The following is a 24,206-nucleotide window of genomic DNA, read 5'->3' as shown; positions in this document are numbered from 1 at the left end:
CGAAATTGAGCAAACCGATACTTGTTATAAAATTTGGGACGGCATCCATCACCCATCAGAACGGTGACCTGGATGAAACGGTGATTGCCGGCATTGCACGGCAGGTGGCAGCTTTACATGCAGATCATCATATTGTGTTGGTATCATCCGGAGCAGTAGCTGCCGGGAAACAGTTTTTGCGCCATTACAATGGCACCATCAGCGAGCGTAAAGCCGCTGCAGCTGTGGGTAATCCGCTGCTACTGAATAAATACAGCCGTTACTTTGCACCCTATAATATTGCCGTGGCACAGAGTCTGTGCGAACGACAGCACTTTTCCGACCGGGACCAGTTCCTCCAGCTAAAGCGCACCTATGAAGAGTTGTGGGCCAGCAATATCATTCCTATTGCCAACGAAAACGATGTGGTGAGCAGCCTGGAGCTCAAGTTCTCCGACAACGATGAACTGGCCACCCTCATTGCAGTAGGCTTTGGCGCCTCCCTGTTGTTGTTCAGCACCTCCGTAGCGGGTGTATTGGACAGATCCGGCCAGGTAGTACCACAGATAGATGTGATTGACAAAGCAGCCCTGGGCTTGGCCGATAAAGAAAAATCCAGTCTTGGCCTGGGTGGCATGGTCTCCAAGCTCACCTTTGCCCGCCTGGCCACCAGGATGGGTATCAGGGTAGTGATATTTGGTATCCGTACGGAAGATGGTATACTCAATGCCATTGCAGGCAAAACAGGTACCTTATGCCTCCCGCAGCCCTGCAGCATGCCTGCCCGCAAGAAATGGCTGGCCAGTGGCAGCCTCGTAACCGGCAGAATACAAATAGATGCCGGTGCACAGCAAGCCCTGGAAAAGCGACATAGCCTGCTGGCTGTAGGCGTGCAATCCGTACTCGAAAAATTTGAATGCGGGGAAGTCATAGAAATCGTGAATGAAGATAATATCGCCATCGCCGTAGGCAGAGCGAAAATATCTTCTGATGTACTCGATACCAAACACAAAGCACAGAACACCGAAGTGGCCCACGCCGATGATATTGTGCTGCTGTAGTGTATCATGCTCCCCGGGAATTTTTCCCCGGCTTTAAAAAGTAAATAATATCATGGAGACTATACAACCCTTACTGGAAAAGGCGCAACAGGCAGGCGTATCTATACGTACCTTGCCTGATGCACAAAAAGAGGCCCTGCTGCGCCGACTGGCGGCAGTGATCCTGATACAGTCAGAAAACATTACCGCCGAAAACAAAAAAGACCTGGACCGTATGCCGGATGAAGATCCGAAAAAAGACAGGCTCCTGCTCACCGCCGCACGTATCCGTGATCTGGCCTCCAGCCTGGAAGATATTGCAAGCCTGCCGGATCCCGCCAATGTACTGGTCCTGGAAAGGAAGCTGGACAATGGTTTACTGGTACAAAAGAAAACCGTTCCACTCGGCGTAGTAGGGGTGATTTATGAATCGAGACCAAATGTAACCGTAGATGTGGCGGCGCTTTGTATCCGCTCCGGCAACGTTTGTGTGCTGCGCGGTGGCACCGATGCCTTTCATACCAACACCATCCTGGTACAACTGATACAGGAGGTATTAAAGGAGTTTAAGGTAGATGAACATGTGGTGCAACTGCTGCCTACAGACCGTAACCTGGTGACGGAAATGCTGACAGCCGTAAAATATATCGACATCATTATTCCCCGTGGCTCTGAACAACTGATAGAATTTGTACGGGCCAATTCCAGGGTACCGGTGATTGAAACCGGTGCAGGAGTATGTCATACCTACGTGGAAAAAACAGCTGACCTCTCCAAGGCAGCCAACATTGTTACCAATGCCAAAGTATCCCGCCCTTCTGTATGTAATGCGCTGGACACGGTACTGGTAGATGAAGCCGTGGCAGCGGATTTCCTCGCATTGCTGGCGCCACAGCTGCTGCCCTACGCGGTAGACGTATATGCGGACCCGTTAGCCTTTAAACTGCTGCAACAAAATAATTATCCGCATCTTTTTGTTGCGCAACCTGAAGATTTCGGTCGCGAGTTTTTATCCCTTAAATGTTCGGTAAAAATAGTGTCCGGTACATCGGAAGCACTGTCACATATACAAACCTATTCTTCCCGTCACTCAGAGGCGATCATTTCCCGCGATACGGCGGTGAGTGAACGTTTCCTCAACGAAGTAGATGCGGCGGCGGTATACGTGAACGCCTCTACGCGATTCACTGATGGAGGTGTATTTGGCCTGGGCGCAGAAATAGGTATTTCCACCCAGAAACTGCATGCCCGTGGCCCTTTTGCACTCGAGAAACTGGTAACGGAAAAGTGGTTTGTGCATGGCGATGGACAGACACGATGAAGCTGAAAGCAGAAAGCAGAAAGCGATTGTAGCGGATATATAAGCAGGCATTTGTAATTAACTATCCGCCTATATATCCGCTACAATCGCTTTTTGCTTTATGCTTACGCAATAGTAATCTGCTCATTCAAATACACATCCTGAATAGCATTCAGCAAAGCCGCTCCTTCTGCCATAGGGCGCTGGAAGGCTTTACGGCCGGAAATCAGCCCCATGCCACCTGCCCTCTTATTAATAACAGCAGTGCGTACAGCTTCTGCCAGATCAGCATCCCCTTCAGAAGCGCCACCGGAATTAATCAATCCCATACGTCCCATATAACAATTGGCTACCTGGTAGCGGCAAAGGTCAATAGGATTGTCGGAAGTCAGCTCGGTGTAAATGCGTTCATCCAGTTTACCATAGGAAGAGGTACCTGTATTCAGGGCTTTATAGCCACCATTGACTACCGGCAGTTTCTGTTTGATAATATCTGCCTGAATGGTAACGCCGAGGTGGTTGGCCTGCCCTGTAAGATCAGCAGACAAATGATAATCCACATCTTTCTTAAACGCATCATTCCGAAGGTAGCACCAGAGAATGGTTGCCATGCCCAGTTCATGCGCTCTTTCAAATGCCTGGGATACTTCTACGATCTGCCGGTCCGACTGCTCAGAACCGAAATAAATGGTAGCTCCTACTGCCACAGCGCCTATGTTCCAGGCTTCTTCTACTGTACCATACATCACCTGGTCGGCCCGGTTGGGATAGGTGAGCAATTCATTATGATTGAGTTTTACAATAAAGGGAATACGATGCGCATAGTTGCGCGATACAGAAGATAACACGCCAAAAGTGGAAGCCACGGCATTACAACCGCCTTCTACCGCCAGCTTGACAATATTTTCCGGATCGAAATACGCGGGGTATTTCGCGAAAGATGCGCCGGCACTGTGTTCTACACCCTGATCTACCGGTAGTATAGACATGTAGCCAGTACCTGCCAGCCGCCCATGGTTAAACAACTGTCCCAAACTACGCAATACCTGCGGGTTACGACTGGAGGGCTGGTAAATTTTATTCACCGTATCAGGCCCTGGCAGATGCAACAGGTCTTTGCTGATAGTTTTACTTTGATGTTGCAGCAGCGTATCACTTTCTTTTCCTAATAATTCGCTGATTTTTTCCAAGGATAACATAAGCATKACTTTTTTGGTACAACTAATTTAAGGATTTAATACCGCACTGACCGGAACATGAAAAGTTAATATCTTAATAAGGTGTTGGTCCCTTAGGGCGCGGTTTGTCTTCCCGCTCTTCCGTTACCATTTCTGTGCCTTCAAATGCACCACCGGAACCATCATGGATAATGGGCTCTTCTTTTATCACTTCTTCTTTTGTGACCGGCTTTTCTTCGTTGGGTTTAATACTCTTTTCCATAATAACAAATGTAATGATAACTTACAAAACAGTAATTGATGACCGGACGAAAAAATAATCAGAATTTGACTTTCACAATAAATACTATAACTTTGAAAGCAGTGACTATACAATACTATGTCACTAAACTACGAACACCCAAGAAAACAGACAGGCACCCGGCAAGATAACCTCAGAAGATCATTAGTGTTAAAAGGATCAGACATTTAAAGCTATAGCGTAAACCTACAACAATAAGCATCTTTCATTCACGTTTAAAGACCGGCCTGACCTTATCGCTACTAAAACACTGTTACGGAAAATGGATTTATTGAAAAAGATTCCTGGTATTTCACGATTAATTAATGCAGGTACTTCTTATGCAGAAAACAATGAAGAACGAAAAGGCGTTGTCATAGTCAACTGCCTTAGCTTAAGCACGGCTGCACTGGTGTTGTCTATCGGACTCACGTTTGTTTACCTGCTCAAATCAAACCTCATCCTCATTCCTGTAATACTGGAATTCCTGGCCTTTTCCAGTCTTATTTATTTCAACCATATCGGCAAAATAAAACAGGTACGTGTAGCCATATACGTTTTACAGTGTATCTGTGCTACTTACTTCGGTATGATCCTTGGACCCGTTATCGAAATACAATTACTGATTGTTTTCCTGATCATGGCTTCTTACCTGATCACAGACAGTACTCGTATGCGGCGGATCTACCTGGGCGTATCCATTGCCATGCTGGCGTTAACCGAAATCAACTTCTACTATAGCATCATTCCATATATCCACCTGTCTACCAATGTAAGCTTCCTTTTCCGCTGGCTGGCAATGACAGGTATCCTGACGTTAATTCTGCAGGTGATCAATTTTTATGACCTGAAGAACAAATCGTATCAACAGCAACTGGAAAAATCTGATCAGTCCAAATCCATATTTGTAAAACAGATCAGTCATGAAATTCGTACGCCCCTTAACGGTATATTTGGTATTGTACAGTTATTAAAAGAAGATATTGCCCAACATCCGGAAGATGAGCGGCTTAGCACCTATGTCAATGATCTGATAGAAGCCTGTTATGATGCCCGGTTAATTGTAAATAATGTACTTGATCTGGCAGAAATAGAAAGAGGAAAAATGCACAACCTGCATGCAACTTCATTTGAGTTGGAAGCGTTGCTAAACAAAATCATCAACGTACACAAGTATGTAGCGGCCTCCAGGGAGGTGACCATTACACTGGATATTGATCCGGAGTTGCCGGGTGTAATTGTGGGTGACGAAGTGAAGATCAAGCAGATACTGAATAACCTGCTTTCCAATGCCATTAAATTTACAGAAAGAAAAACCACTATCCAGGTAAAAGCGGCAAAGCAACAGAACAAGTGGTTGCTATCAGTGCTGGATAACGGAAAAGGTATCAGCGAAGAAAAGCTGGAAAAAATCTTTGAGCCTTTCGTCAAAACGGAGGACAGGGAAATTGAAAGTACAGGGCTGGGATTGTACATTACCCATCAACTGGCCGAACTGTTGAAAGGCAGTATTTCCGTAAAAAGCAGCCGTAAAAACGGTACGGAGTTTATCTTGTCCCTTCCGTTACAGACGGGTACACTGGTAAAAGAAAAGCCACCGGTAGCCAATGTTGACCTGCATGGACTGAAAGCGCTGGTGATAGAAGATAACCTGATGTCACAAAAGATACTGGTGAAGTTATTGGAGGGCATGGGGGCCAACACCGCAGCGGCACCCGACGGACAAAAAGGATTAGCAATAGCAAAGGATTTTCTGCCGGATATTATTTTTGTAGATGCCAATATGCCGGTAATGAATGGAGATGAAACAATTGTAGGTTTGCGTAAAGATCCACGTTTTTTGAAGACGTTGATTATTGCGGTAACGGCTGATGGGTTTAGCGAGGACGGACAAACAATGATCCGGGCAGGTGCTAATGAGCTTATCCCAAAACCTATTGCTTTTGCGGAAGTAAGGGCTTTGCTGCATAAGCATTTAGCCTCCTACCCGGTAATAGAACATTAATCGTTATCTTTTACTTTATAACGTAGCGTGTCTTTCTCATACCAGGACTTATGTCCTGCTATCAGCATTCCAAGATGATAGATAAAATTCTCCACCATCGGCTTAAAATCGCCGAAATGGGCGGGGAGGTTATCTCTCAGCCGGATAAACTCCGCTACATCCTGATCATGAATAGCAATGGCTTTCATATAAGCCTGCTCCAGTGTTATCTTTTCCTCTGCTTCGATAACAAGTATCAGGTTCATCACATCTTTACCACGCTCTTTTTTTACACTGAAATAATCATTGCACCAGGCAAGGATGCGGCAAACCAATGCGGAAATACGTTGAATATGCGGATGATAAAAAATATCATCCGGCAATGCATCGCCTATCTGCAGTTCCACCAGGTCGATTAACGGATACACCAGTACGGCTTTTTCTCTTATGGCCATGTAATCCGCCACCGACGGATATTGCATGGTTGCTTTATAAGGTGCCTCTAACTGCATTCCTTCGAATCCGCGGTCAATGCTCTCCGTATAACGATTCATCCAGTAATCAGGCATTAATACCAGCATTTCGTTCCGTTGCAGTCTTAACTGGTTAAACAGTTCATTGTCCGATGCTTCCAGCGGATACCCCTTCAAAATAGCCGCAGCACGCTCTCTCAGCGCCTGCAGCTGGCTCATACTGCAATCTTCATAATAATCATCGTTTGACAATCCCCATAACAGAAAACGGCAGATGGGGGTGAGTTGCTGAAAATCTGCCACCGGGTACATGCGTGCACCCATATGTCCTACATTGGTTTCCCAATACTTGTACTTCTTTTGCTTGGTTTGGAAGTCGTAGGGCAAACTACCATACTCATTGGTGAGCCATTCTTTAGTCGCCACCTCTATACGGTCGGCGTGCTCATTTTTGAGGTCGGGGAAGGGATACTTTAATCTCGGAATAGACGAAATGATTGTCGACATAACAATTTGTTTTTAAAAGTGAATAAATAAATGAATAAGTGCGTGTTATCTAATATATAAATTACATCTAAAGCGTCTCGAATGGCTCATATTTTTGTCAATTTTAGCTAACGGATGTGAATAACTCACTATTAACCCAACAGTGATTTGTATATATTTGTCCCCCGGAATGACTAAAAGATTCAATATGACCCAGATCGCTATTATCCGTCACGGCACCACTTCCTGGAATAAAGCAGGCAAACTGCAAGGCCATTCAGACATCCCGCTGGATGAAGAAGGCGTGCAGCAGGCCATAAAACTGGGACAGCGGCTCACCGGCGAAACCTGGGACCTTGTTTACTCCAGTCACCTGATCCGTGCCCGGCAAACAGCTGCGATCATTGCGCAGGAATTAGGAATAGAAACGGTAACAGAAGACAAACGACTGGGCGAAGCAGGTGGCGGTCTCATCGAAGGCACCACCGAAGAAGAACGCGTCAGTAAATGGGGGACCTCCTGGAAACTCCTGGACCTGGGCATGGAAAACAATGCATCAGTAGTAGCACGTGGTCGTTCCTTTATGCAGGATCTGCTGATAGAAAATTCCGGTAAAAAAATACTGCTGATCAGTCACGGCAGCTTTATCCGCCAGTTACTGGATGCCTTGTTACCTGCTATGCATCCTACACCCGCCATGAAAAACACCTCTATCACAAGACTTCAATTCTCCGACGAAAACTGGCATTGCGAACTGTTTAACTGCGTGCGCCACCTCGAATAACACTACGACTTAAAAATTACGGATTGGAAAGAAAATTGTAAACGTGGATATCTACCCACAAATCCGCAATTCGTAATTTGTAATTCGTAATTCGTAATTACCTTTGCCGTTCATGAAGCTATTACTTATAGAAGATGAACCAGCTGTAGTATCTGTGATTACGCGCGGTCTTTCCGAAGCGGGCTACGAAGTGAGCGTGGCGCCGGATGGCAGCAGCGGCCTGCAAATGGCACTCAACAACCCATCATTCAGATTGATTATACTGGACGTAATGCTCCCGGGCATGAACGGTATAGAAGTGTGCCGCTCCCTGCGTCAGGCAAAACAGGAAGTGCCCATACTCATGCTCACCGCACTGGGCACCACAGAAAATATTGTGATGGGACTCGACAGCGGCGCAGATGACTACCTGGTAAAGCCATTTAAACTACAGGAGCTGGAAGCCCGCATCCGCAGCCTGCTACGGAGAAAAACAAATATCGATATACCCGTTACCGTTACATCAGCAGCCGTGCTCACCCTGGCAGATCTGGAACTGGACATGGACACCAAATCCGCCAGCAGACAGGGAAGAAACATTTCTCTCACCGCCACAGAATACCGGCTACTGGAGTTCCTGCTGAGGAATCCGAGGAAAGTACTATCCAGACTGGAAATACTGGAGCAGGTATGGGGCATCGAATTTAATATGAACACCAAAGTAGTGGATGTATATATTAACTATCTCCGGAAAAAAATTAATAAACATAACGCCACAGAACTGATACATACCGTAGTGGGACTGGGCTACATGATCCGGGAAAATAAGACCGATGAAGATACGCACTAAGATATTAATGGTATTTGCAGGTTTAACCATCTCCACTATCCTCATTATGAGTATACTGGTATACTATTTTGCCAACCAGCACTCCTTCGAGGATTTCTACAAACGCCTGGAAATACGTGCCTATCTTACTGCCAAAGCTACACTCCCCTATTACGAATCTGACTCCGTTATCTACAATGAAATACGGGAAGAACACCTGGAAAAACTACCTTCGGAAAAAGAATATTTCCTCCAGGTAGGTACCGATGGTACGGTACATAAAGATGAACACCTTTCCCTCCCTAACAGCTTCTATGAGCAGGTACGCCTTGAAAACAAGGCCACCTACCGGGAAGGCGACCGCTTCTATGAAGGGGTGCTATACAAAAGCAAACAGGGGCTGTATATTGTTATTGTATCAGCCATTAATAAATACAGTGTGGAATACCTGGGCTGGCTGCGCAAAATATTAATCATCTGCTCCGTTGCCTCCAGCGTAATACTGGTGGCAGCCGGTATTTTCTTCTCCAAATATATTCTGAAGCCGATACGGCATATGATGATACAAGTAAAAAGTATCAGTTCCCGCAACCTACACCTGCGGCTAAGCGTAGATGACAGTGGCGATGAAATCAATGACCTCGCCGGCACTTTTAATAATATGCTGGACCGACTGGAAACAGCCTTCGAAACACAAAACAATTTCGTCAGCAACGCTTCGCATGAGCTGAGCACCCCGCTCACCGCCATTATTGGTGAAGCCGAACTGGCACTCAATAAAGAACGGACACCGGAAAAATATATCTATTCCCTGGGAAACATTCTCCATGAAGCAGGCAGACTGGAACATATCACTAAAAGTCTCCTTCACCTGGCGCAAACAGGCTTTGATGGCAAAAAGCAGGACTGGAGCCTGATACGCAGCGATGAATTATTGTTCACCGTAAAACATACCATCGACAAACTACATCCCGGCAACCTGGTAGAAATAGATTATAGCCTGTTTCCGGAAGAAGAAGACAAATTGCAGATACCCGGAAATGAGCAACTGCTGGAGCTTGCGCTCAGTAACATTGTGATCAATGCCATAAAATATTCCAACAATCAACCGGTATCTATTGCACTGGCTGCCACTGAAAAGAAAAATATCATTATCGTCAAAGATCAGGGCATTGGTATTCCGCCGGAAGACCTGCCATACATCTTCTCCCCCTTTTTCCGTGCCTCCAATACCTCCCGCTTTAAGGGCTATGGTATTGGTTTGCCGCTGGCCATGAATATTATCCGTATGCATAAAGGAGATATCATTGTAAACAGCCAGGTAAACCACGGAACCGAGATCAGGGTGGAGTTGCCATTGTAGCGCCTGCTTTTCTTACCAAATTCTTACCACATTCTTACCACCTTTTAACGCCGCTCTTACTGGTTACTTATCTGGCAGCAATAATTTTGTTGTTATAAAAGATACCAGACATGAAAAATATACTCATACCAACAGACTTCTCTCTTCGCTCCCTCAGTTATGTGCACAGCATTGTAGCACAACATCCGTACGAGCAGGTTAATATTATATTAATGCATGCGCTGCAGATGCCTGACTCGTTGTTTGACCTTATTACGTATACCCGCAACAGCCGGCACCTGGAACTGATTTCAAACGACTTCCAGGATGGTTGTGAAATTATCCGTAATAAATATTCTTCTGCCATTAACCAGTTGAAGATTGAATTCTTCCATGGCAGTACCCGCGCAGCATTACGCAACTTCCTGCTGGCACAAAACATAGACCTGATCATTCAGCCTGCAGATCATGAATACAATGCACCTTCTAAAAGAAGTTATGATCCGGAAAAGCTGATCAGTAAATGTAATTATCCAAAGATGAAAATCCAGCTGCAACGCCGGAAGTTTGTGTCGGATAAATCCACCATATCAGCACTTTTGCTGGCCACAGAATAAAAGCAATTTTATGCTACTGAAAGAAAATATCCCCTTAAAATATGTATTTGGTAAGATCCGGTTTGAAATCCTGTTAGTGACTGTTTATTCACTAACGATTAACATTCTTTATTACCAATATGATTTCACCAACCTGGTGATTCCTATATCCGTACCCATGGTATTGGGTACCGTACTCTCGCTACTCCTTGCGTTCCGCTCTAATCAGGCATACGATCGCTGGTGGGAAGCAAGAACAATATGGGGCGCCATTGTAAACGACTCGCGTTCACTAACACGACAGGTTTTAAGCTTGATGGATGCAGCTTATCAATCGGAAGACCTGACAATTTTCCAGGAACGCTTTGTAAAGCGACAGGCAGCATGGTGCCATAGTTTGGGACAATCGTTACGAAAGACAGATCCGCTCAAAGGTGTAGACAGATTATTATCAAGACGGGAGCTTAGTTATGTGATGAAGTATGATAACGTACCGGCTGCCTTGTTGCTCTTACATGGAAAAGACCTGAAGTATGCATTGGAACAGGGATGGATTAATCAATATCAGCAGGTAGCGCTGGATCAGACACTATCCCGGCTCTGTGATGCCATGGGTAAATGCGAACGCATTAAAAATACCGTGTTCCCGGCTACTTACAGTTTGTATACACATTTCACCCTCATATTCTTTATACTGTTATTGCCGTTTGCCTTAATAGATGTGCTGGGCTTCATGGAAATACCTTTGGTAGTAGCCATCGCCTCATCATTCCTGCTCATTGAAAAAATGGCGATCAATTTGCAGGATCCATTTGAAAATAAACCTACAGATACACCGGTGACGACTATTGCCAGGAATATTGAAAAAGACCTCCGGCAAATGTTGCATGAGCAATATAGCCTACCGGAAGAGCCGGTGAAAACACCAGCTTACTACGTTCTTTAATGTTGATTTGTGTTTAAGGCTACTTCCTTCAAAAAGGGCCGTAATTTATAGCGTAAGACAACAGCTCCGGTATCCACCGGAGCTTTTTACATATTAGCCAGCTCCTTCCGGGAAAGCCATACCCATTTACGGATAGTACGGCGGATGTATCTTGGATGCAGATCTATTTCTTCGCGGGTATGCTCAAACTGTGCTTTTGCTTCTGCGGTTCTGCCCTGCTTTTTTAACAGCAGCCCGTAATAATACATGGCTTCCAGCGAATGATGTACCTGTATTACTTTCTGATAAGCTTCTTCCGCCCTGGCAGGTTGTCCTGTAGATTCCAGCGCGCGTGCATACAACAGCTCATCTTCTGCTTTACTCATTCTCACGCCTTTTGTGGCATTTACTTTATCGAAATTACTGATGCATGCTGCATAGTTGCCATTCAGAAAATGTAGCCGCGCCAGCTGCAGCAGAATGCCCGGGTCTTTGGTAAAAGCATTCGCACATTCCTGGGTCAGAGCAATGGCTTTATCGTATTGCTTTTGCTGCGCATAAGCATCTGCCAGTTGTAATTTATTGGTAACTGTATCGGATATACGTACTTTTCGCTCCCATTCTTTAATACGGCCATTCGGCCAGATAGTCCGCAACAGGCGCTCTCCGAATTCGCCACTGCTGATCTCCGGTAATATCTCCCTGAACAGGTAAACTGCTACCCCCACCAGTGGAATAAACACAATAAAATATAACCATTCTCTTCTGCCAGCTTTTAACGCATGTATCACACATACAATCTGCAAAATAATAACAAGATAATAATAGTTACTCCAGAAAGGGAACATAGTGCTGTCGGTAATCAGGGTTAAGAGAAACTGATTTGGCCGCAAAATAAGAAAATATCCTAATTTGCGGGATTGATTAAAAAAGTAGCCACTTTGAAGAAATTTTTTAAAATCGCAGGATATTCCCTGTTAACCATTTTCCTGCTGATAGGTGTATATCTGTTGTCGGCGTATACCCTTTCCCGTATGAGCACCAGCCGGGAAGCTGTTGATGATGCAGATATTACCATTTATATTCTCACTAACGGGGTACATACTGATCTTGTAGTACCTGTGCGTACCCCGCAAATGGACTGGAGCACGCGCATTCCTTTCCGGAATACCACCGCCAACGATACCACCGCCACCCTGCTGGCCTTTGGCTGGGGCGATAAAGGCTTCTATCTCGAAACACCCACCTGGAACGATCTGAAAGCCAGTACCGCATTTAAAGCGGCCTTTAACCTGAGTACTTCTGCTATTCATGCTACCTATTATCATGGTTTGCGTGAAAATGAAAGCTGTCACGCCATCATGATAAGTAAATCCCAATATGCCCGCCTGATTACTTATATCAACAATAGCTTCCGGACAGGAGCAGATGGAATGCCGGTGAATATCATCACAAAAGCAAATTATGATAACAACGATGCTTTCTATGAAGCCAAAGGCAGCTATAACCTTTTCCATACCTGCAATACCTGGGCAAACAGTGGTTTAAAAAGCTGCGGACAAAAAGCTTGCAGGTGGACGATTTTTGAAACCGGTATTTTTTATCAGTACAAAAAGTAATCGTTACTCAGGCATCGTAAAATATCTCAATTAACAGCGTTCCTTTTTCATCCCGCCATTTAATCCATCCCTGTGTAGTGTCTTTTTGGATCAGGAGCCAATCCCCTTCTATTTTAACGATTTCGTTCAGTGCATCCGTGCCGGTATCCACAGGTACCAGCTTTGCATGAATAGACGGCTTTTCCCGCATGGGGTTACTTTTAGCATCAAAGTCAACACAACAGGCATTTACAATATTCTCCTGCACGGATTGGGAGAAAAAGTTGCTATCCTTGCAGCTGATATATTTGATGATATTTTTCTCTTCATGAACAACTACCTTATATAAGCCATTTTCCTTTCCCAGGCAGCGGAATACAAGCAGCCAATTCTCGGGTTTCATGGCATAAGGGGCGATGGAACTATCTGAAAAATAGTCGTCATACACTGCTGTTTTCCAGATGGAGCCATCACTGTTCAGGAACTGTAAGTGCCTTACAGAATCACCCTTTAACCGGACGAAATCGCAGTGAGCAGCTGCTGACGGTGCGACAACATCTGGCATCGGAATCGTGGCTTTTTGTGGCTGGTGGGACTCCGTACAGGCTGTACATAGTAACAACCCCGCTAAAAAAAATCTCATCATTATATTTACTTTTCCAATATCCATATTGTAAGAACAATACAAAGTAACAGTATAATTAGTCCAATTAATTTATTTTGATATCCTTCGTCGTCCAATACTTCGGGGAATGACCTTTTGCGGCCTGTAAAGAGCCAGCGAATAAATGCACCCGGGATATTCAAAACATATGAGAGGATGATTTCTGCAATTATCTCCAGTATTATTTGCATAGGGTTAGTTTATTTTTTCTTGTAGCTCTCTTTTCCTGATCGTTATTCTACATTACTTTCCGGTAGCCATCATCTTACCATTCACATACTCCTCTTCTTTCCTTAATAATCCTCTACTATTATAATATCTCCATAACCCCGTCCTTATTGGTTCATAATGGGTGGCTGCCCTTGGCCCGCTACGAATGCCTGTCGCCGGATCTACTGCCCAGGCATCTACTGTATCCAATTTAACAGCATCCATATAGCTACCGCTAAAAACAATATTACCAGTGGATTTCGAGTAACGTTCCATATACATCGCTCCTTTGCAGCTTTTCAATAAAATCCTCAGGTAGTACGCTTCGCCTTCGCTGAGGGTAACAGTATCAGGGCTAAGCTCTAAACGCATTCCTTTACCAATGGCATCAATCATGATAAATTGCGTGCAATCTTTACCTTTAGTTTGCGCATTTAAAATATGGAAGCAAGAGAGCAAAATGATAAACAGTGATAACTTTTTGGATTTATTGGAATGCAGCATGAATAAATATCTATAGCCGATAAAAGTAATAATTATTTTTTCTGCATATGGGGTTTCCTCTTCAATCCCTCTCCTGTCGTGACTATGTAGATGCCAGTACTTATCATGTCTGAATGCACAGGCCAGCATTACCTGATGCGCTTCCTTCGTGCCTCCTGTCGACAACAATAGGTCTTTATTTTGCCTCTCCGGTACGGTAATATTTTCCCAAGGCAACTTATTAAAAAGCAACTGTTTTAAACGCTTACACATTACTCATTTATTAATATAATAATTATCCATTTTCTGATTTTATGGTTAAATAAACATTACTTATCTTAACATACGATTAACATCCAGCTTAGCTTACTTGATTAGATTTATCCTGCAACAAAGCATATCGATATGCATAGAACAAATGACACCCAAGCACAGATMCAAAGCGTTTTTTTGAAATATTAGATTGTTTAATGGATACTTTTTTCCATGTTTGTTTATATTCCCAGGAAGCCGTAATTCAAAATGTAACCCTCGTAATAATCGTTTATGAAACCTGATAACTATACACTGAAAGAAATATTGCTTACACCGGTATTTGCGGGCACAAAAGGCTTATTGAAAATAGAAGAAAAACGTCCCGTCATTGTTGCTAATGGAGTTGCCCTCCTGATGATTTCCCTGGTCATAGGCGTTGGATCCTATTTTTATATGCTGAAGAATTCTATATTTTTTCTCATTGGTGTGCCGCTTGAAGTTATCTGTTTTTCTACGGTGATCAGATTAAATTATTGCAGGCAGTACTTTCAGGCAACGTTATTCATGTTGGTCATAAATGTCATCTTTGTCACCTATTGGAGTATTGTACTGGGAGCTGGTATATCAACAGAGATGTTAATGATATTTATTTCACTTATTATATTCCATCTGAGTGGGTCATTATTTTTACATAAAGAGCGGGGACTGATATACGCTTGCCTGGCCGGATCAGGGCTATTAATGATTGGTGTATTGGTAAATGCCTCCTACCACCTGATTAAACCACTTAATTTAAATCCCGGTATAGCGCTTACGATGAGAAGCTATACTACTGTTGCGTTATTCCTGTTAATTGTATTTGTGATGTCTACTTATGTATCACAAATCAAATACCTGCTGATATCGGAAAGAAAGTTAAAAGAGATCTCTGAGAGAAAGAGCGTTTTCCTGAGAGAAACTTTCCATGAATTAAGAACTCCGCTGAACGCCATATTTGGTAATGCTCAATTGTTCCACAGAAGAAAAGATAAATACAGTGATTCGGAAAAACTGGAAATAGAGCAATTATTTGCATCCTGCTACCTGGCCAGAAACCTGATCAATAATGTACTTGACATGTCGCGTATAGATTCCGGCAAATTCTATAGTATCATCAAAGAGCCGGTTAATTTAAAGGAATGCATTGCACATTGTGTAACGATGAACAGTTACATTGCAGGCTCGAGAGGAATCGTCATTAAAAACTCATTTGATGATCAATTGCCTGCAGTTATTAATAGTGATCAACTAATTCTGACGAAGATTATTAATAATGTTTTATCCAATGCAGTAAAATTTGCTCCTGGCTATAGCAATGTAGTATTCAGCGCGCAGAAAAAGGACCAACGGATTATATTCAGCATTCAAAACAAGGGAGTCATTGACAGTAAAATCAGCAGCAAAATTTTCGATCCTTTTGTTTCCGGAAGAAATCAGTTCGTTGAAGGAACAGGACTTGGGTTGGGCATTACAAAGCACCTGGTAGAACTTTTTGCCGGAGCTATCCGGTTAGAAACAGACGAACCCAACCAGTTTACCACCATCATAATTGAAATACCTTTAGAAGTAAGCACCGAAAAAATCGCGCTTCAGGAACCCATTCAGTTCAGAAAAAACTGCTTCTCCGGCTCTTCTGTATTGATTATTGAAGATGAGCTTTTAAGTGCTACACTATTGACTAAAATACTGACAGAAATGGGGGCCAGCTTCACGCTGTGTGCTGATTGGGAAAGTGCTGCCGATGCCATTAAACTTGAGAAACCGGATGCTATTATTTCAGACTTAAATTTACCTGGCATGTGTGGCAAGGAATTGCTGCAACAGCTGCGTAACAGTCCTGAACTAAAAGGCATTCCTGTTTTAATTGTATCAGGAGATGCCTTTAGTTCAGTAAAAGAAGAAATGCTGACAGCAGGTGCAGATGCCTTCATCTCAAAACCTGTTCATTTCAAAGAATTGTATGTAGAATTATCGAAACACCTGCCTCAACATCATGCACTTTTATAACGACCGGTATCTATTACCGCCCAATCATCGTATCCTCTGACCATTCTGTACAAACCATCCAGATACAGGTCCAAACGGGTATTAATCCCTTTGCTCCAAAATGGAATCCTGCTAAGGCACTGGTCAAGCTTTTGCAGATACGCGGTATGATAATCTTCCACGTATTGAACCGCTGCCTCATAAGTCAGGTTCAATTCTCTTTGCGCAATAAAAATCAGATTAAACCCAATGGTATCAAGGTTTTTCTCACGTTCAGCGGAATGTAAATCATTCGAAAAACAGCCCAATAAATTCAGGATAAGCTCCACTTCTTTCACTACTTCATGCTCATAAACTTCAGCTGGCAATTTTAATCTTTCAAAAATAGCCACTAAAGGAAACATGATGTAAAAGCCACCAAAAGGTCGTATTTCAAAATACTTTGCTATTGATGGAACATAATTATTCAACTGCATGTCGATTTCAAAGAAACACTCGTTTAAATAATCAATCATATGCCGGCAAAGCTGACGATAAAGATAGGGGGTACTGATAGCGCGGAATCGCTCCATAACATTCACCAGTCCTAAACTCAGACTGTTATCTGATGGCTCCCGCTTGTCCTCTAAAATGTTGATGAACTCATGTAACATAGATTTCATTTCCATAGCGGCCTCCGCTCCAGCTGAACCTCTGTCACAGGTATCATCCACCGTGAATAACCAGGTGAGCAAATCACCTGCAAGACAAAGCTGATCAAATGTCGCATTGGGATACTCCCTCGCGGCTTGCAAACCAAACTGGGCTTTGGTGTACCAACCCATTGGCTTAAACTGTGGGGCCAGATCATAACGCTGTACCCACTTCAATGTGTTCAATTGTACTTCCTCGAAAAATGCATTAATTGCAGGTTGACCTGGTAATGTACAGGCATACGCATTCATTGACATAACTGTAGTTTTTAGTTGTTAGAAAAAAAGGGACTGATAAGTAATATTTCGGAATAGGAATGTTGCATTACATAAGTAGTGATAAAGCGCACTAATATATCTACGATATATTATATGTTACATACGTAAAAAATCGCCAGAAGGTGCAGTAATACGGGCATTTAATGCAATCAATTGGGTACAATCTAAATAAAGTTGGGTACAATTCAGCTAAAATGGACAAACTATTTTTCACGAACAAAGCGGCTGCCTTCGATGTTCTTAAAGGATTCCAGTCAATATTTACCGGCTGAAATACAAGGGTGAATTTCTACCGCACTTCCCTCCGGGTATCTCTTTAATCGAATACTATTTATTTATAATAGATAAACCATATGGAAAACTTAGTAAAAGAACAGCTGGACTATTTTAATAGCAATGTCACCAAACCCATTGAATTCAGGATCGCGCAATTAAATAAATTATACGACCTCCTGATCGCCAACGAAGCCATGTTCACCGCCGCTATTTATAAAGACTATAGCAAATCCCCGTTTGAAACATTTCAAACCGAATTCGCCGCTGTACTGGAAGAAATAAAGGTAGCCATCAAAGACCTGGATAAATGGGCTGCCATAAAACCCGTAGCCACCAACACCCGGAATCAGCCTGCCAACAGCTATATCATCCCTGAACCGCTGGGGGTAAGTCTTATTATTGGCCCCTGGAATTACCCCTACCAGTTGTCTCTGGCGCCCGTAGTGGCTGCCATGGCCGCAGGATGCACCATTGTGCTTAAACCCAGTGAACTGACAGTCAACTGCAGCGCCGCCATGGCCCAGATCATCAACACCCATTTTGAAGCCCGCTATTTTAAAGTGGTAGAAGGAGGAATACCGGAAACCACCGCGCTGCTGGAACAGCAATTTGATATTATTTTCTTTACCGGCAGCGTCCCCGTAGGAAAAATAGTATACCAGGCCGCCGCTAAACATCTTACGCCGGTAGTATTGGAACTCGGTGGCAAAAGTCCCGTCATCGTCATGCCCGACAGCGACCTCGATATATCGGTAAAAAGATTGGTCTGGGCCAAATACCTGAATGCCGGCCAAACCTGCATCTCTCCCGATTATGTATATGTCCATAAAAGTATAGCCGATAATTTCCTGGAAAAAGTAGCCAACGAAATAGCCAAATCTGACTATAAACTAACAAATGACAATTATGTAAACATCATTAACGAGCGCAACACCGCAAGGGTGGCAGCATTGATTAATCCAGATAAAATATACGTAGGTGGTAGTTACGATGTAAGTAAACGCTTTATTGAACCCACCGTACTACACCATATCACCTGGGAGGATAAAGTAATGCAGGACGAAATATTTGGCCCCATCATGGCTGTGATGACCTTTGAAGACCTGGACACCATCATAAAAGAAATCAAGGCACGCCCTAAGCCCCTGGCGCTATATTTATTTACGAAAGATGAAAACATCACCAAAAAAGTGCTCAGCGAAATATCCTTTGGCGGAGGCTGCGTAAATGAAGCCATCATGCATATCGCCAATGGCCACCTTCCCTTTGGTGGCGTAGGCGCCAGTGGCATCGGCAACTACCACGGCGAGGCCGGCTTCAGGGCATTTTCCCACTATAAAGGAATCCTCGACAAGGCCCTCGTAGCGGATCCCGAAACCAAATATTCTCCTCATACCCCTGAAAAACTACAACAGATGAGAGCAGGTATTTAAACCAGGGAAAGTATTACTTCAAAAAAATTATCTTTATCCATCCGGCAAAACCGGGTGGTCTGCTTTATGAAAAAACTACTGCCTGCCATCTTATTACTACTAAGCGCCCATGCCGCTTTCTGTAAAACATATCTTATTCATAGCGAAAAAGAATTCAACGATATCAGCCGGCAAATAAAAGCCGGAGATGATATAATGATTGCAAATGGTACCTATCCCCCCTGGGCCCTTGTCATTAATACCAACGGCAGCACCGACCAACCCGTTACCATTATGGCGGAAACAGCCGGTAAAGTAATATTCACCGGAGATGCAGCCCAGCCCATTTTCAAACTAACCGGCAGCTACACCATACTCAGTGGCATTACTTTCGTAGCCTGTAATATATTAAAGGCAGATAAACAGGCAGGCATACTCGCAGAATTGAACAACACCCAACACTGTCGTATCACTGCATGCGTATTCAGTCAGAATGTGGCTAAAGCTCAGTTTATGCCGTTAGTGGTTGTTTCGGGCCATGGCGAATACAACCAGGTAGACCACTGCACCTTTACCGGCAATATAGATAACCAGGAATTACAGGTGAAAATTACCAAAGACGCTTTTCCGGAATATACCCTGATAGAAAATAATGAATTCAGGGATAAAAATAAAGTCTCCTGGAAAGTAGTCAATGGAGGAGAATGCGTACAAATAGGCCAGGACCCGGTTTTACTGGGTACACTTCAACCCAAAAGCATGGTCCGCTATAACCACTTTATACGCTGTAGTGGCGAGGCGGAAGTGATCAGCAATAAGAGCAGCAATAATATATACCTCCTGAATTACTTCGAAGACTGCGATGGCGAATTAGTGATGCGGGGCGGACATGATTGCATCATCGACAGCAACATCATTAAAGGTGGCAATAGCGGTATTCGTGTAAACGGCACCGGGCATCAGATCTCCCATAACGAGATCAGTCACGTGAAAACAGGCATCCGGCTCATGTATGGTATGGCGGCCGGCAAAAGTGAAATAGGATTTTATATTGCCGCCAGCGACTGTGTAATTAAATTCAACCACATTGAAAATACCGTAACAGGTATTCTAATCGGGGATAGCAAGAACGCCGACTGGACCGGCAAATTTGATACCACCCGCTATCCTTCGAGGGTGATGCAGGATGTAGCACCTTATAACAATACCCTCTCGGATAATACTTTTATAGCAACACAAACGAACGTGGTCACACAGTAAGCCTATTTTACAATACGGTACCATAGATGCATTCGCGCTTAACAATGAGATTATATCGCGAACAAATGAGATGCTTTAATGAATTAGCGTAGACATAACGGGCTATTTTTGTCTCCACTCAATCATAAAGATGAAATTAAAATTTTTAACGGCAGTTATCATCACTGTTTTAAACGCGGCAGCGCCATCCATAGCACAGCAGGCACCCGCAAATATTCCGGGCGATTTTGCGGATCCGTCCATTATCCGGCAGGGGAATAACTATTACGCAATCGGTACTTCCAGTGAATGGGGCCCTCACTTCCCGATTTTTAAGTCCAAAAACCTGCAACAATGGGAACAAACAGGCTTTTTATTTGATACGCCTCCCTCCTGGACCGTTGCTTCCTTCTGGGCACCAGAGTATTTCTTTCACCACAATACCTACTACGTTTATTATACGGCTAAACGAAAAAGTGATGGCGTTTCCTGCATCGGCGTGGCCACATCTGCATTTCCCGATCATGGATTCAAAGATCATGGCGTGCTGATTGCATATGGCCATGAGTCTATCGATGCATTTGTATTCAACGACAGCGGACAACTATACATCACCTGGAAAGCTTATGGTCTGGATAAAAGACCTATTGAAATCCTGGGCAGCAAACTATCCGATGATGGACTTTCCCTCACCGGCGATCCTTTCACACTCCTCAAAGATGAGCAGCGCATGGGTATAGAAGGGCAAAGCATCCTGAAAAAAGATAAGTACTATTACCTCTTTTACTCCGCAGGCAATTGTTGTGGCGTATCCTGCACCTATAATGTACGTGTGGCCCGCGCCTTCTCTATCACAGGACCTTATGAGGATGATGCAGCCAACCCCGTGCTGTCGGACGGCCGCGACTGGAAATGCCCCGGTCATGGCACCTTTGTACAGGATACGAAAGGCAATTACCGGTATCTATATCATGCCTACAATAAAGCCAGTAATGTATTTACAGGGAGAGAAGGCATCATAGCGGCCCTATCCTGGGATGCCCAAAAGTGGCCGGTGTTCAGCCATATTTCCAGTTCCCTGAAAAGCCAGCCAAACACATCTTTCCATTATGATTTTTCAAAATCCACGAAAAAAATCTGCTGGCAATGGGACTTTAGAAACATGCAACCCGATTTCAAACAGGCAGATGGAAAGTTATACCTGTCCGGAAAATACAGCGGCAACAATCCTGCTGGCGTAGCACTTACGGTGCGACCATTCAGCGCATCCTATGAAATCAGTACGGCGATATTAAATAATAATCCCGCAGCCAAAGGGTTGATCATATATGGCGATGCCACAGCTGCCCTCGGCATTGCGGTACGGGAAGATAAAGTGGAATGCTGGATATCGAAAGATGGAAAAAGAACCGTGCTTAACGAACAGAAAATTCAACACACGCAACTGCCGGTATACCTGAAGATGATCGTATCCCCTGATTTTACCTGCAAGATGTACTGGAAACAAGGTACTAACTGGAATGAACTAACGCCGGACCAACAACCTTACCCCATCGGCTTTCTGCCGCAATGGGACCGCAGCCCGAGACCAGGTCTCAACTATATGGGCAGTGGAAAAGAGCATGCAGCATTCAGTTTCTTCGAGATCAAATATGCTACGCCATAACACCCGATATTCAACGATAGCTGGGGTTAATCAAACTGATTAGCTCCGGCTTACTCACCTTATACTCCAGCATCGTTGGTCCCTGCCCCAACACATAGTCGCCGAAATTAAACGTTACGAAGTCCTTGCTAACATTAAAGTCAATCCGGCTTACCCCATAAAATGCCCATGGGTCATCATTCTGCATATTACGACGCAAAGAGACAAATTCCTTATCCAGTAAGCTTATCATGAGACTGGAATCGCCACTGTTTTTTATATTAAAGTAGTCGTTAACCGAAATTACTTTCCTGGCTTGCTTGTCATAGTTAATGGATACCAGGTAACTAACAGGATGAACGGCACCGGCAGTAAACGTAGAAAACCCGAACCTGATGCTGACGATATAATTATCCTGATAAAAATTAACCGGGAACACAGAAAATTCATTGTGCTGCAATGATTCGTAGGCTGTTTCCGGATCCGGAGGATCTTCATGGGTTGTTCTGGTGACCGATTGTTTAAACGCAGTAAAGACTGTGTCAATGGCCTTGGTGAGCAATTGCCTGTAGGCAGCCATAGACTCATCGGTAGGATAGGCATACCTGATATCAACGACCAGATATAAAGAGCTGTCAGTATACCGCAAACTGTCTATACCGATACCTGCGGGGATCACTGTATCTGCCTCAATACCTCGATAATCAGATGCTTCTTCAATGCTATCCTGAATCTTGACAGTATCCCGTTTATCTTCTGACAACTTTTTCGCAGCAGGATGTTGGGTATTACAACCGAATAACCCAATAGAAATTGTTAATAAAAGAATATGTTTCATAGGTCGGTAGATGGGGTAAAAATATTGTTTTTTTATAGTATATTACAGCATACTATTCCCCGTTTCCTATATTCATCTTATGACATCCTCGCTAGCATATCATGACCAGGAACAGAAAATCCTTGCCGGATTGCAATCAGGTGGCCCGCAACGGCGCATTTATGAAGAACAATTGTATGACCAGTTCCATTATCTGATTGGAGAAGGCATGCGAAAATACAGTCTCCCTGAAGAGGAAAGTGCCAGCGCCTATTCTGACGCCATTATCAGTGTAATCGACAATATCATTCATGCCCGCTTTGAAGGCCGGTCTTCCCTAAAATCATACACCTACCAGATATTTCTTAATAAATGTGTTGACATAAAACGAAAAACAACGACTAATAAAGGGAGGGTACACCAAACTTACAGCATAGACTCACTGCTCACGATGTTGCCGGATAATGCCCGCAACATTGTACAGCAACTGATAGACAACAGCAACCGTTCCCTGTTACAAAAAAGCCTGGCAGACCTGGGTGAAAAGTGCAGGCAGCTATTGTTGCTGTTTGAAGATGGTTACAGTGATAAAGAAATTGCTACTGAATTGCAATATAATTCTGCTGATGTAGTAAAAGTAAGCAGGCGTAGGTGCATGGAAAAACTAAAAGAAAAAATGCTACCGCTCAACCGGTTTTATGAATGAAACATTGCACTATATTGACGATTATTTCTCCGGCGCTCTATCGGCCGCGGAGAAGCAGACGTTTGAACAACGCTGTGTTGCAGACCCCGACTTTGCAAAAGAAATCACATTTTACCTGAGTGCACGGGAGGCTTTACAGCAACAATTGTATGAACAAAAAAAACAATTGTTCACGGAGCGCCATGCACAACTGGTCAGCACAACCGCTACACCTGAAAAAAACCGTGGCAAACCATACTATTATATCACCGCTGCTGCCGCCGCCTGTCTTTTATTCCTGCTGGGATGGTTCTTTATTTTTAAAGCGCCTTCTCCCCGACAGCTCGCCGGACAATATATACAAACGGACCTGCAACAGTTGAGCGTTACTATGCATAGTGGCAGCGACAGTCTTCAAAGCGGTATAGCAGCTTATAATAACAAAGACTATGACGGTGCCGAAAAAATATTTCAATCACTTACCCAACAGGAAGCCATCGCCCCGGATGCTACCAGGTATCTGGGCCTTGTTTACCTGATCAGTAATAAATACGACAAAGCAGTGGCTACATTTGATACGTTAATAAAGTATCCATTGTATGCCAACCCGGGCCCATTTTACAAAGCCCTTGCACTCATGAGACGTAACAGCCCCGGAGACCAGCAGCAGGCAAAACTGTTGCTGGAAGAAGTACGAGACAGGAAATTGCCCGGCAACAAACAAGCCATTCAATGGCTTAAAAAAATGTAA

The 24,206-nt window shown here is 43.9% G+C and carries 23 protein-coding genes; 15 read left to right on the top strand and 8 right to left on the bottom strand.

What is annotated here, in order from left to right:
* Positions 1–5 precede the first annotated feature (5 nt).
* Together proB and AC1DCV_RS31505 are read left to right on the top strand one after the other, a co-directional pair.
* Positions 6–1,040, top strand: a complete 1,035-nt coding sequence (gene proB, locus AC1DCV_RS31510) for a glutamate 5-kinase (protein ID WP_477026903.1) — start codon at positions 6–8, stop codon at positions 1,038–1,040.
* Positions 1,041–1,092: 52 nt separating this feature from the next.
* Positions 1,093–2,340, top strand: coding sequence for a glutamate-5-semialdehyde dehydrogenase (locus AC1DCV_RS31505; RefSeq protein ID WP_477026902.1), 1,248 nt, complete (start codon positions 1,093–1,095; stop codon positions 2,338–2,340).
* Positions 2,341–2,444: 104 nt separating this feature from the next.
* Here AC1DCV_RS31505 and AC1DCV_RS31500 read toward each other — a convergent pair whose 3' ends face one another.
* Together AC1DCV_RS31500 and AC1DCV_RS31495 are read right to left on the bottom strand one after the other, a co-directional pair.
* On the bottom strand, positions 2,445–3,518 hold the full coding sequence (locus AC1DCV_RS31500; protein ID WP_477026901.1) for a class I fructose-bisphosphate aldolase: 1,074 nt from the start codon (positions 3,516–3,518) through the stop codon (positions 2,445–2,447).
* Positions 3,519–3,591: 73 nt separating this feature from the next.
* Positions 3,592–3,759 (bottom strand): hypothetical protein, encoded by a 168-nt coding sequence (locus AC1DCV_RS31495; protein WP_441575411.1) that lies wholly within the window; start codon positions 3,757–3,759, stop codon positions 3,592–3,594.
* A gap of 301 nt (positions 3,760–4,060) precedes the next feature.
* Between AC1DCV_RS31495 and AC1DCV_RS31490 the strand changes: the two genes are divergently transcribed.
* Positions 4,061–5,782: an ATP-binding response regulator gene (locus AC1DCV_RS31490; protein WP_477026900.1), complete on the top strand. Its 1,722-nt coding sequence runs from the start codon at positions 4,061–4,063 to the stop codon at positions 5,780–5,782.
* Here AC1DCV_RS31490 and AC1DCV_RS31485 read toward each other — a convergent pair.
* A complete protein-coding gene (locus AC1DCV_RS31485) occupies positions 5,779–6,741 on the bottom strand; it encodes a terpene synthase family protein (RefSeq protein ID WP_477026899.1) in 963 nt (320 codons plus the stop codon). The two genes, AC1DCV_RS31490 and AC1DCV_RS31485, sit on opposite strands and share 4 nt — an antisense overlap.
* Before the next feature lie 187 nt (positions 6,742–6,928).
* Between AC1DCV_RS31485 and AC1DCV_RS31480 the strand changes: the two genes are divergently transcribed.
* From AC1DCV_RS31480 to AC1DCV_RS31460, 5 genes are all read left to right on the top strand, one after another.
* Entirely contained in the window at positions 6,929–7,504 is a 576-nt protein-coding gene (locus AC1DCV_RS31480) for a histidine phosphatase family protein (RefSeq protein ID WP_477026898.1), read from the top strand.
* 112 nt (positions 7,505–7,616) lie between these two features.
* Complete coding sequence (locus AC1DCV_RS31475; protein WP_477026897.1) at positions 7,617–8,333, top strand: response regulator transcription factor; 717 nt, start codon at positions 7,617–7,619, stop codon at positions 8,331–8,333.
* Positions 8,317–9,675 carry a HAMP domain-containing sensor histidine kinase gene (locus tag AC1DCV_RS31470; RefSeq protein WP_477026896.1) on the top strand — a complete coding sequence of 453 codons (1,359 nt, stop codon included), beginning with the start codon at positions 8,317–8,319 and terminating at the stop codon, positions 9,673–9,675. The genes AC1DCV_RS31475 and AC1DCV_RS31470 overlap by 17 nt, the downstream gene beginning before the upstream one ends.
* 110 nt (positions 9,676–9,785) lie before the next feature.
* Positions 9,786–10,271 carry a hypothetical protein gene (locus AC1DCV_RS31465; RefSeq protein ID WP_477026895.1) on the top strand — a complete coding sequence of 162 codons (486 nt, stop codon included), beginning with the start codon at positions 9,786–9,788 and terminating at the stop codon, positions 10,269–10,271.
* 10 nt (positions 10,272–10,281) lie between these two features.
* Positions 10,282–11,196 carry a bestrophin family protein gene (locus tag AC1DCV_RS31460; protein ID WP_477026894.1) on the top strand — a complete coding sequence of 305 codons (915 nt, stop codon included), beginning with the start codon at positions 10,282–10,284 and terminating at the stop codon, positions 11,194–11,196.
* A gap of 86 nt (positions 11,197–11,282) precedes the next feature.
* Here AC1DCV_RS31460 and AC1DCV_RS31455 read toward each other — a convergent pair whose 3' ends face one another.
* Positions 11,283–12,068, bottom strand: coding sequence for a tetratricopeptide repeat protein (locus AC1DCV_RS31455; RefSeq protein ID WP_477026893.1), 786 nt, complete (start codon positions 12,066–12,068; stop codon positions 11,283–11,285).
* Between the two features lie 48 nt (positions 12,069–12,116).
* Here AC1DCV_RS31455 and AC1DCV_RS31450 point away from each other — a divergent pair, with 48 nt between their 5' ends.
* On the top strand, positions 12,117–12,794 hold the full coding sequence (locus AC1DCV_RS31450) for a TIGR02117 family protein (protein ID WP_477026892.1): 678 nt from the start codon (positions 12,117–12,119) through the stop codon (positions 12,792–12,794).
* A 7-nt stretch (positions 12,795–12,801) separates the two neighbouring features.
* Here the strand turns inward: AC1DCV_RS31450 and AC1DCV_RS31445 are convergent, their stop codons facing one another.
* Positions 12,802–13,338 (bottom strand): hypothetical protein, encoded by a 537-nt coding sequence (locus tag AC1DCV_RS31445; RefSeq protein WP_477026891.1) that lies wholly within the window; start codon positions 13,336–13,338, stop codon positions 12,802–12,804.
* A gap of 342 nt (positions 13,339–13,680) precedes the next feature.
* On the bottom strand, positions 13,681–14,403 hold the full coding sequence (locus AC1DCV_RS31440) for a hypothetical protein (RefSeq protein WP_477026890.1): 723 nt from the start codon (positions 14,401–14,403) through the stop codon (positions 13,681–13,683).
* 273 nt (positions 14,404–14,676) lie between these two features.
* Here AC1DCV_RS31440 and AC1DCV_RS31435 point away from each other — a divergent pair, with 273 nt between their 5' ends.
* Positions 14,677–16,431 (top strand): hybrid sensor histidine kinase/response regulator, encoded by a 1,755-nt coding sequence (locus AC1DCV_RS31435; protein WP_477026889.1) that lies wholly within the window; start codon positions 14,677–14,679, stop codon positions 16,429–16,431.
* Here the strand turns inward: AC1DCV_RS31435 and AC1DCV_RS31430 are convergent.
* Entirely contained in the window at positions 16,416–17,354 is a 939-nt protein-coding gene (locus AC1DCV_RS31430) for a terpene synthase family protein (RefSeq protein ID WP_477026888.1), read from the bottom strand. The genes AC1DCV_RS31435 and AC1DCV_RS31430 overlap by 16 nt on opposite strands.
* A 380-nt stretch (positions 17,355–17,734) precedes the next feature.
* Here AC1DCV_RS31430 and AC1DCV_RS31425 point away from each other — a divergent pair, with 380 nt between their 5' ends.
* The 3 genes from AC1DCV_RS31425 to AC1DCV_RS31415 all read left to right on the top strand — a co-directional run bounded on the left by AC1DCV_RS31425 (position 17,735) and on the right by AC1DCV_RS31415 (position 21,974).
* Complete coding sequence (locus AC1DCV_RS31425) at positions 17,735–19,090, top strand: aldehyde dehydrogenase family protein (protein ID WP_477026887.1); 1,356 nt, start codon at positions 17,735–17,737, stop codon at positions 19,088–19,090.
* Positions 19,091–19,156: 66 nt separating this feature from the next.
* Positions 19,157–20,329 carry a chondroitinase-B domain-containing protein gene (locus AC1DCV_RS31420; RefSeq protein WP_477026886.1) on the top strand — a complete coding sequence of 391 codons (1,173 nt, stop codon included), beginning with the start codon at positions 19,157–19,159 and terminating at the stop codon, positions 20,327–20,329.
* A 130-nt stretch (positions 20,330–20,459) separates the two neighbouring features.
* Positions 20,460–21,974: a glycoside hydrolase family 43 protein gene (locus AC1DCV_RS31415; protein WP_477026885.1), complete on the top strand. Its 1,515-nt coding sequence runs from the start codon at positions 20,460–20,462 to the stop codon at positions 21,972–21,974.
* 10 nt (positions 21,975–21,984) lie between these two features.
* On the opposite strand, the gene AC1DCV_RS31410 is transcribed toward AC1DCV_RS31415, so the two are convergent.
* Positions 21,985–22,791, bottom strand: a complete 807-nt coding sequence (locus AC1DCV_RS31410) for a hypothetical protein (protein WP_477026884.1) — start codon at positions 22,789–22,791, stop codon at positions 21,985–21,987.
* A 79-nt stretch (positions 22,792–22,870) separates the two neighbouring features.
* Between AC1DCV_RS31410 and AC1DCV_RS31405 the strand changes: the two genes are divergently transcribed.
* Positions 22,871–23,476 carry an RNA polymerase sigma factor gene (locus AC1DCV_RS31405; protein ID WP_477026883.1) on the top strand — a complete coding sequence of 202 codons (606 nt, stop codon included), beginning with the start codon at positions 22,871–22,873 and terminating at the stop codon, positions 23,474–23,476.
* The gene (locus tag AC1DCV_RS31400; protein WP_477026882.1) at positions 23,469–24,206 is read left to right on the top strand and encodes a tetratricopeptide repeat protein; all 738 of its coding nucleotides are present in this window, start codon (positions 23,469–23,471) and stop codon (positions 24,204–24,206) included. The genes AC1DCV_RS31405 and AC1DCV_RS31400 overlap by 8 nt, the downstream gene beginning before the upstream one ends.

This window comes from Chitinophaga sp. 10T418 (genome assembly GCF_056394125.1).
This window is presented reverse-complemented; position numbering and strand designations above follow the sequence as displayed.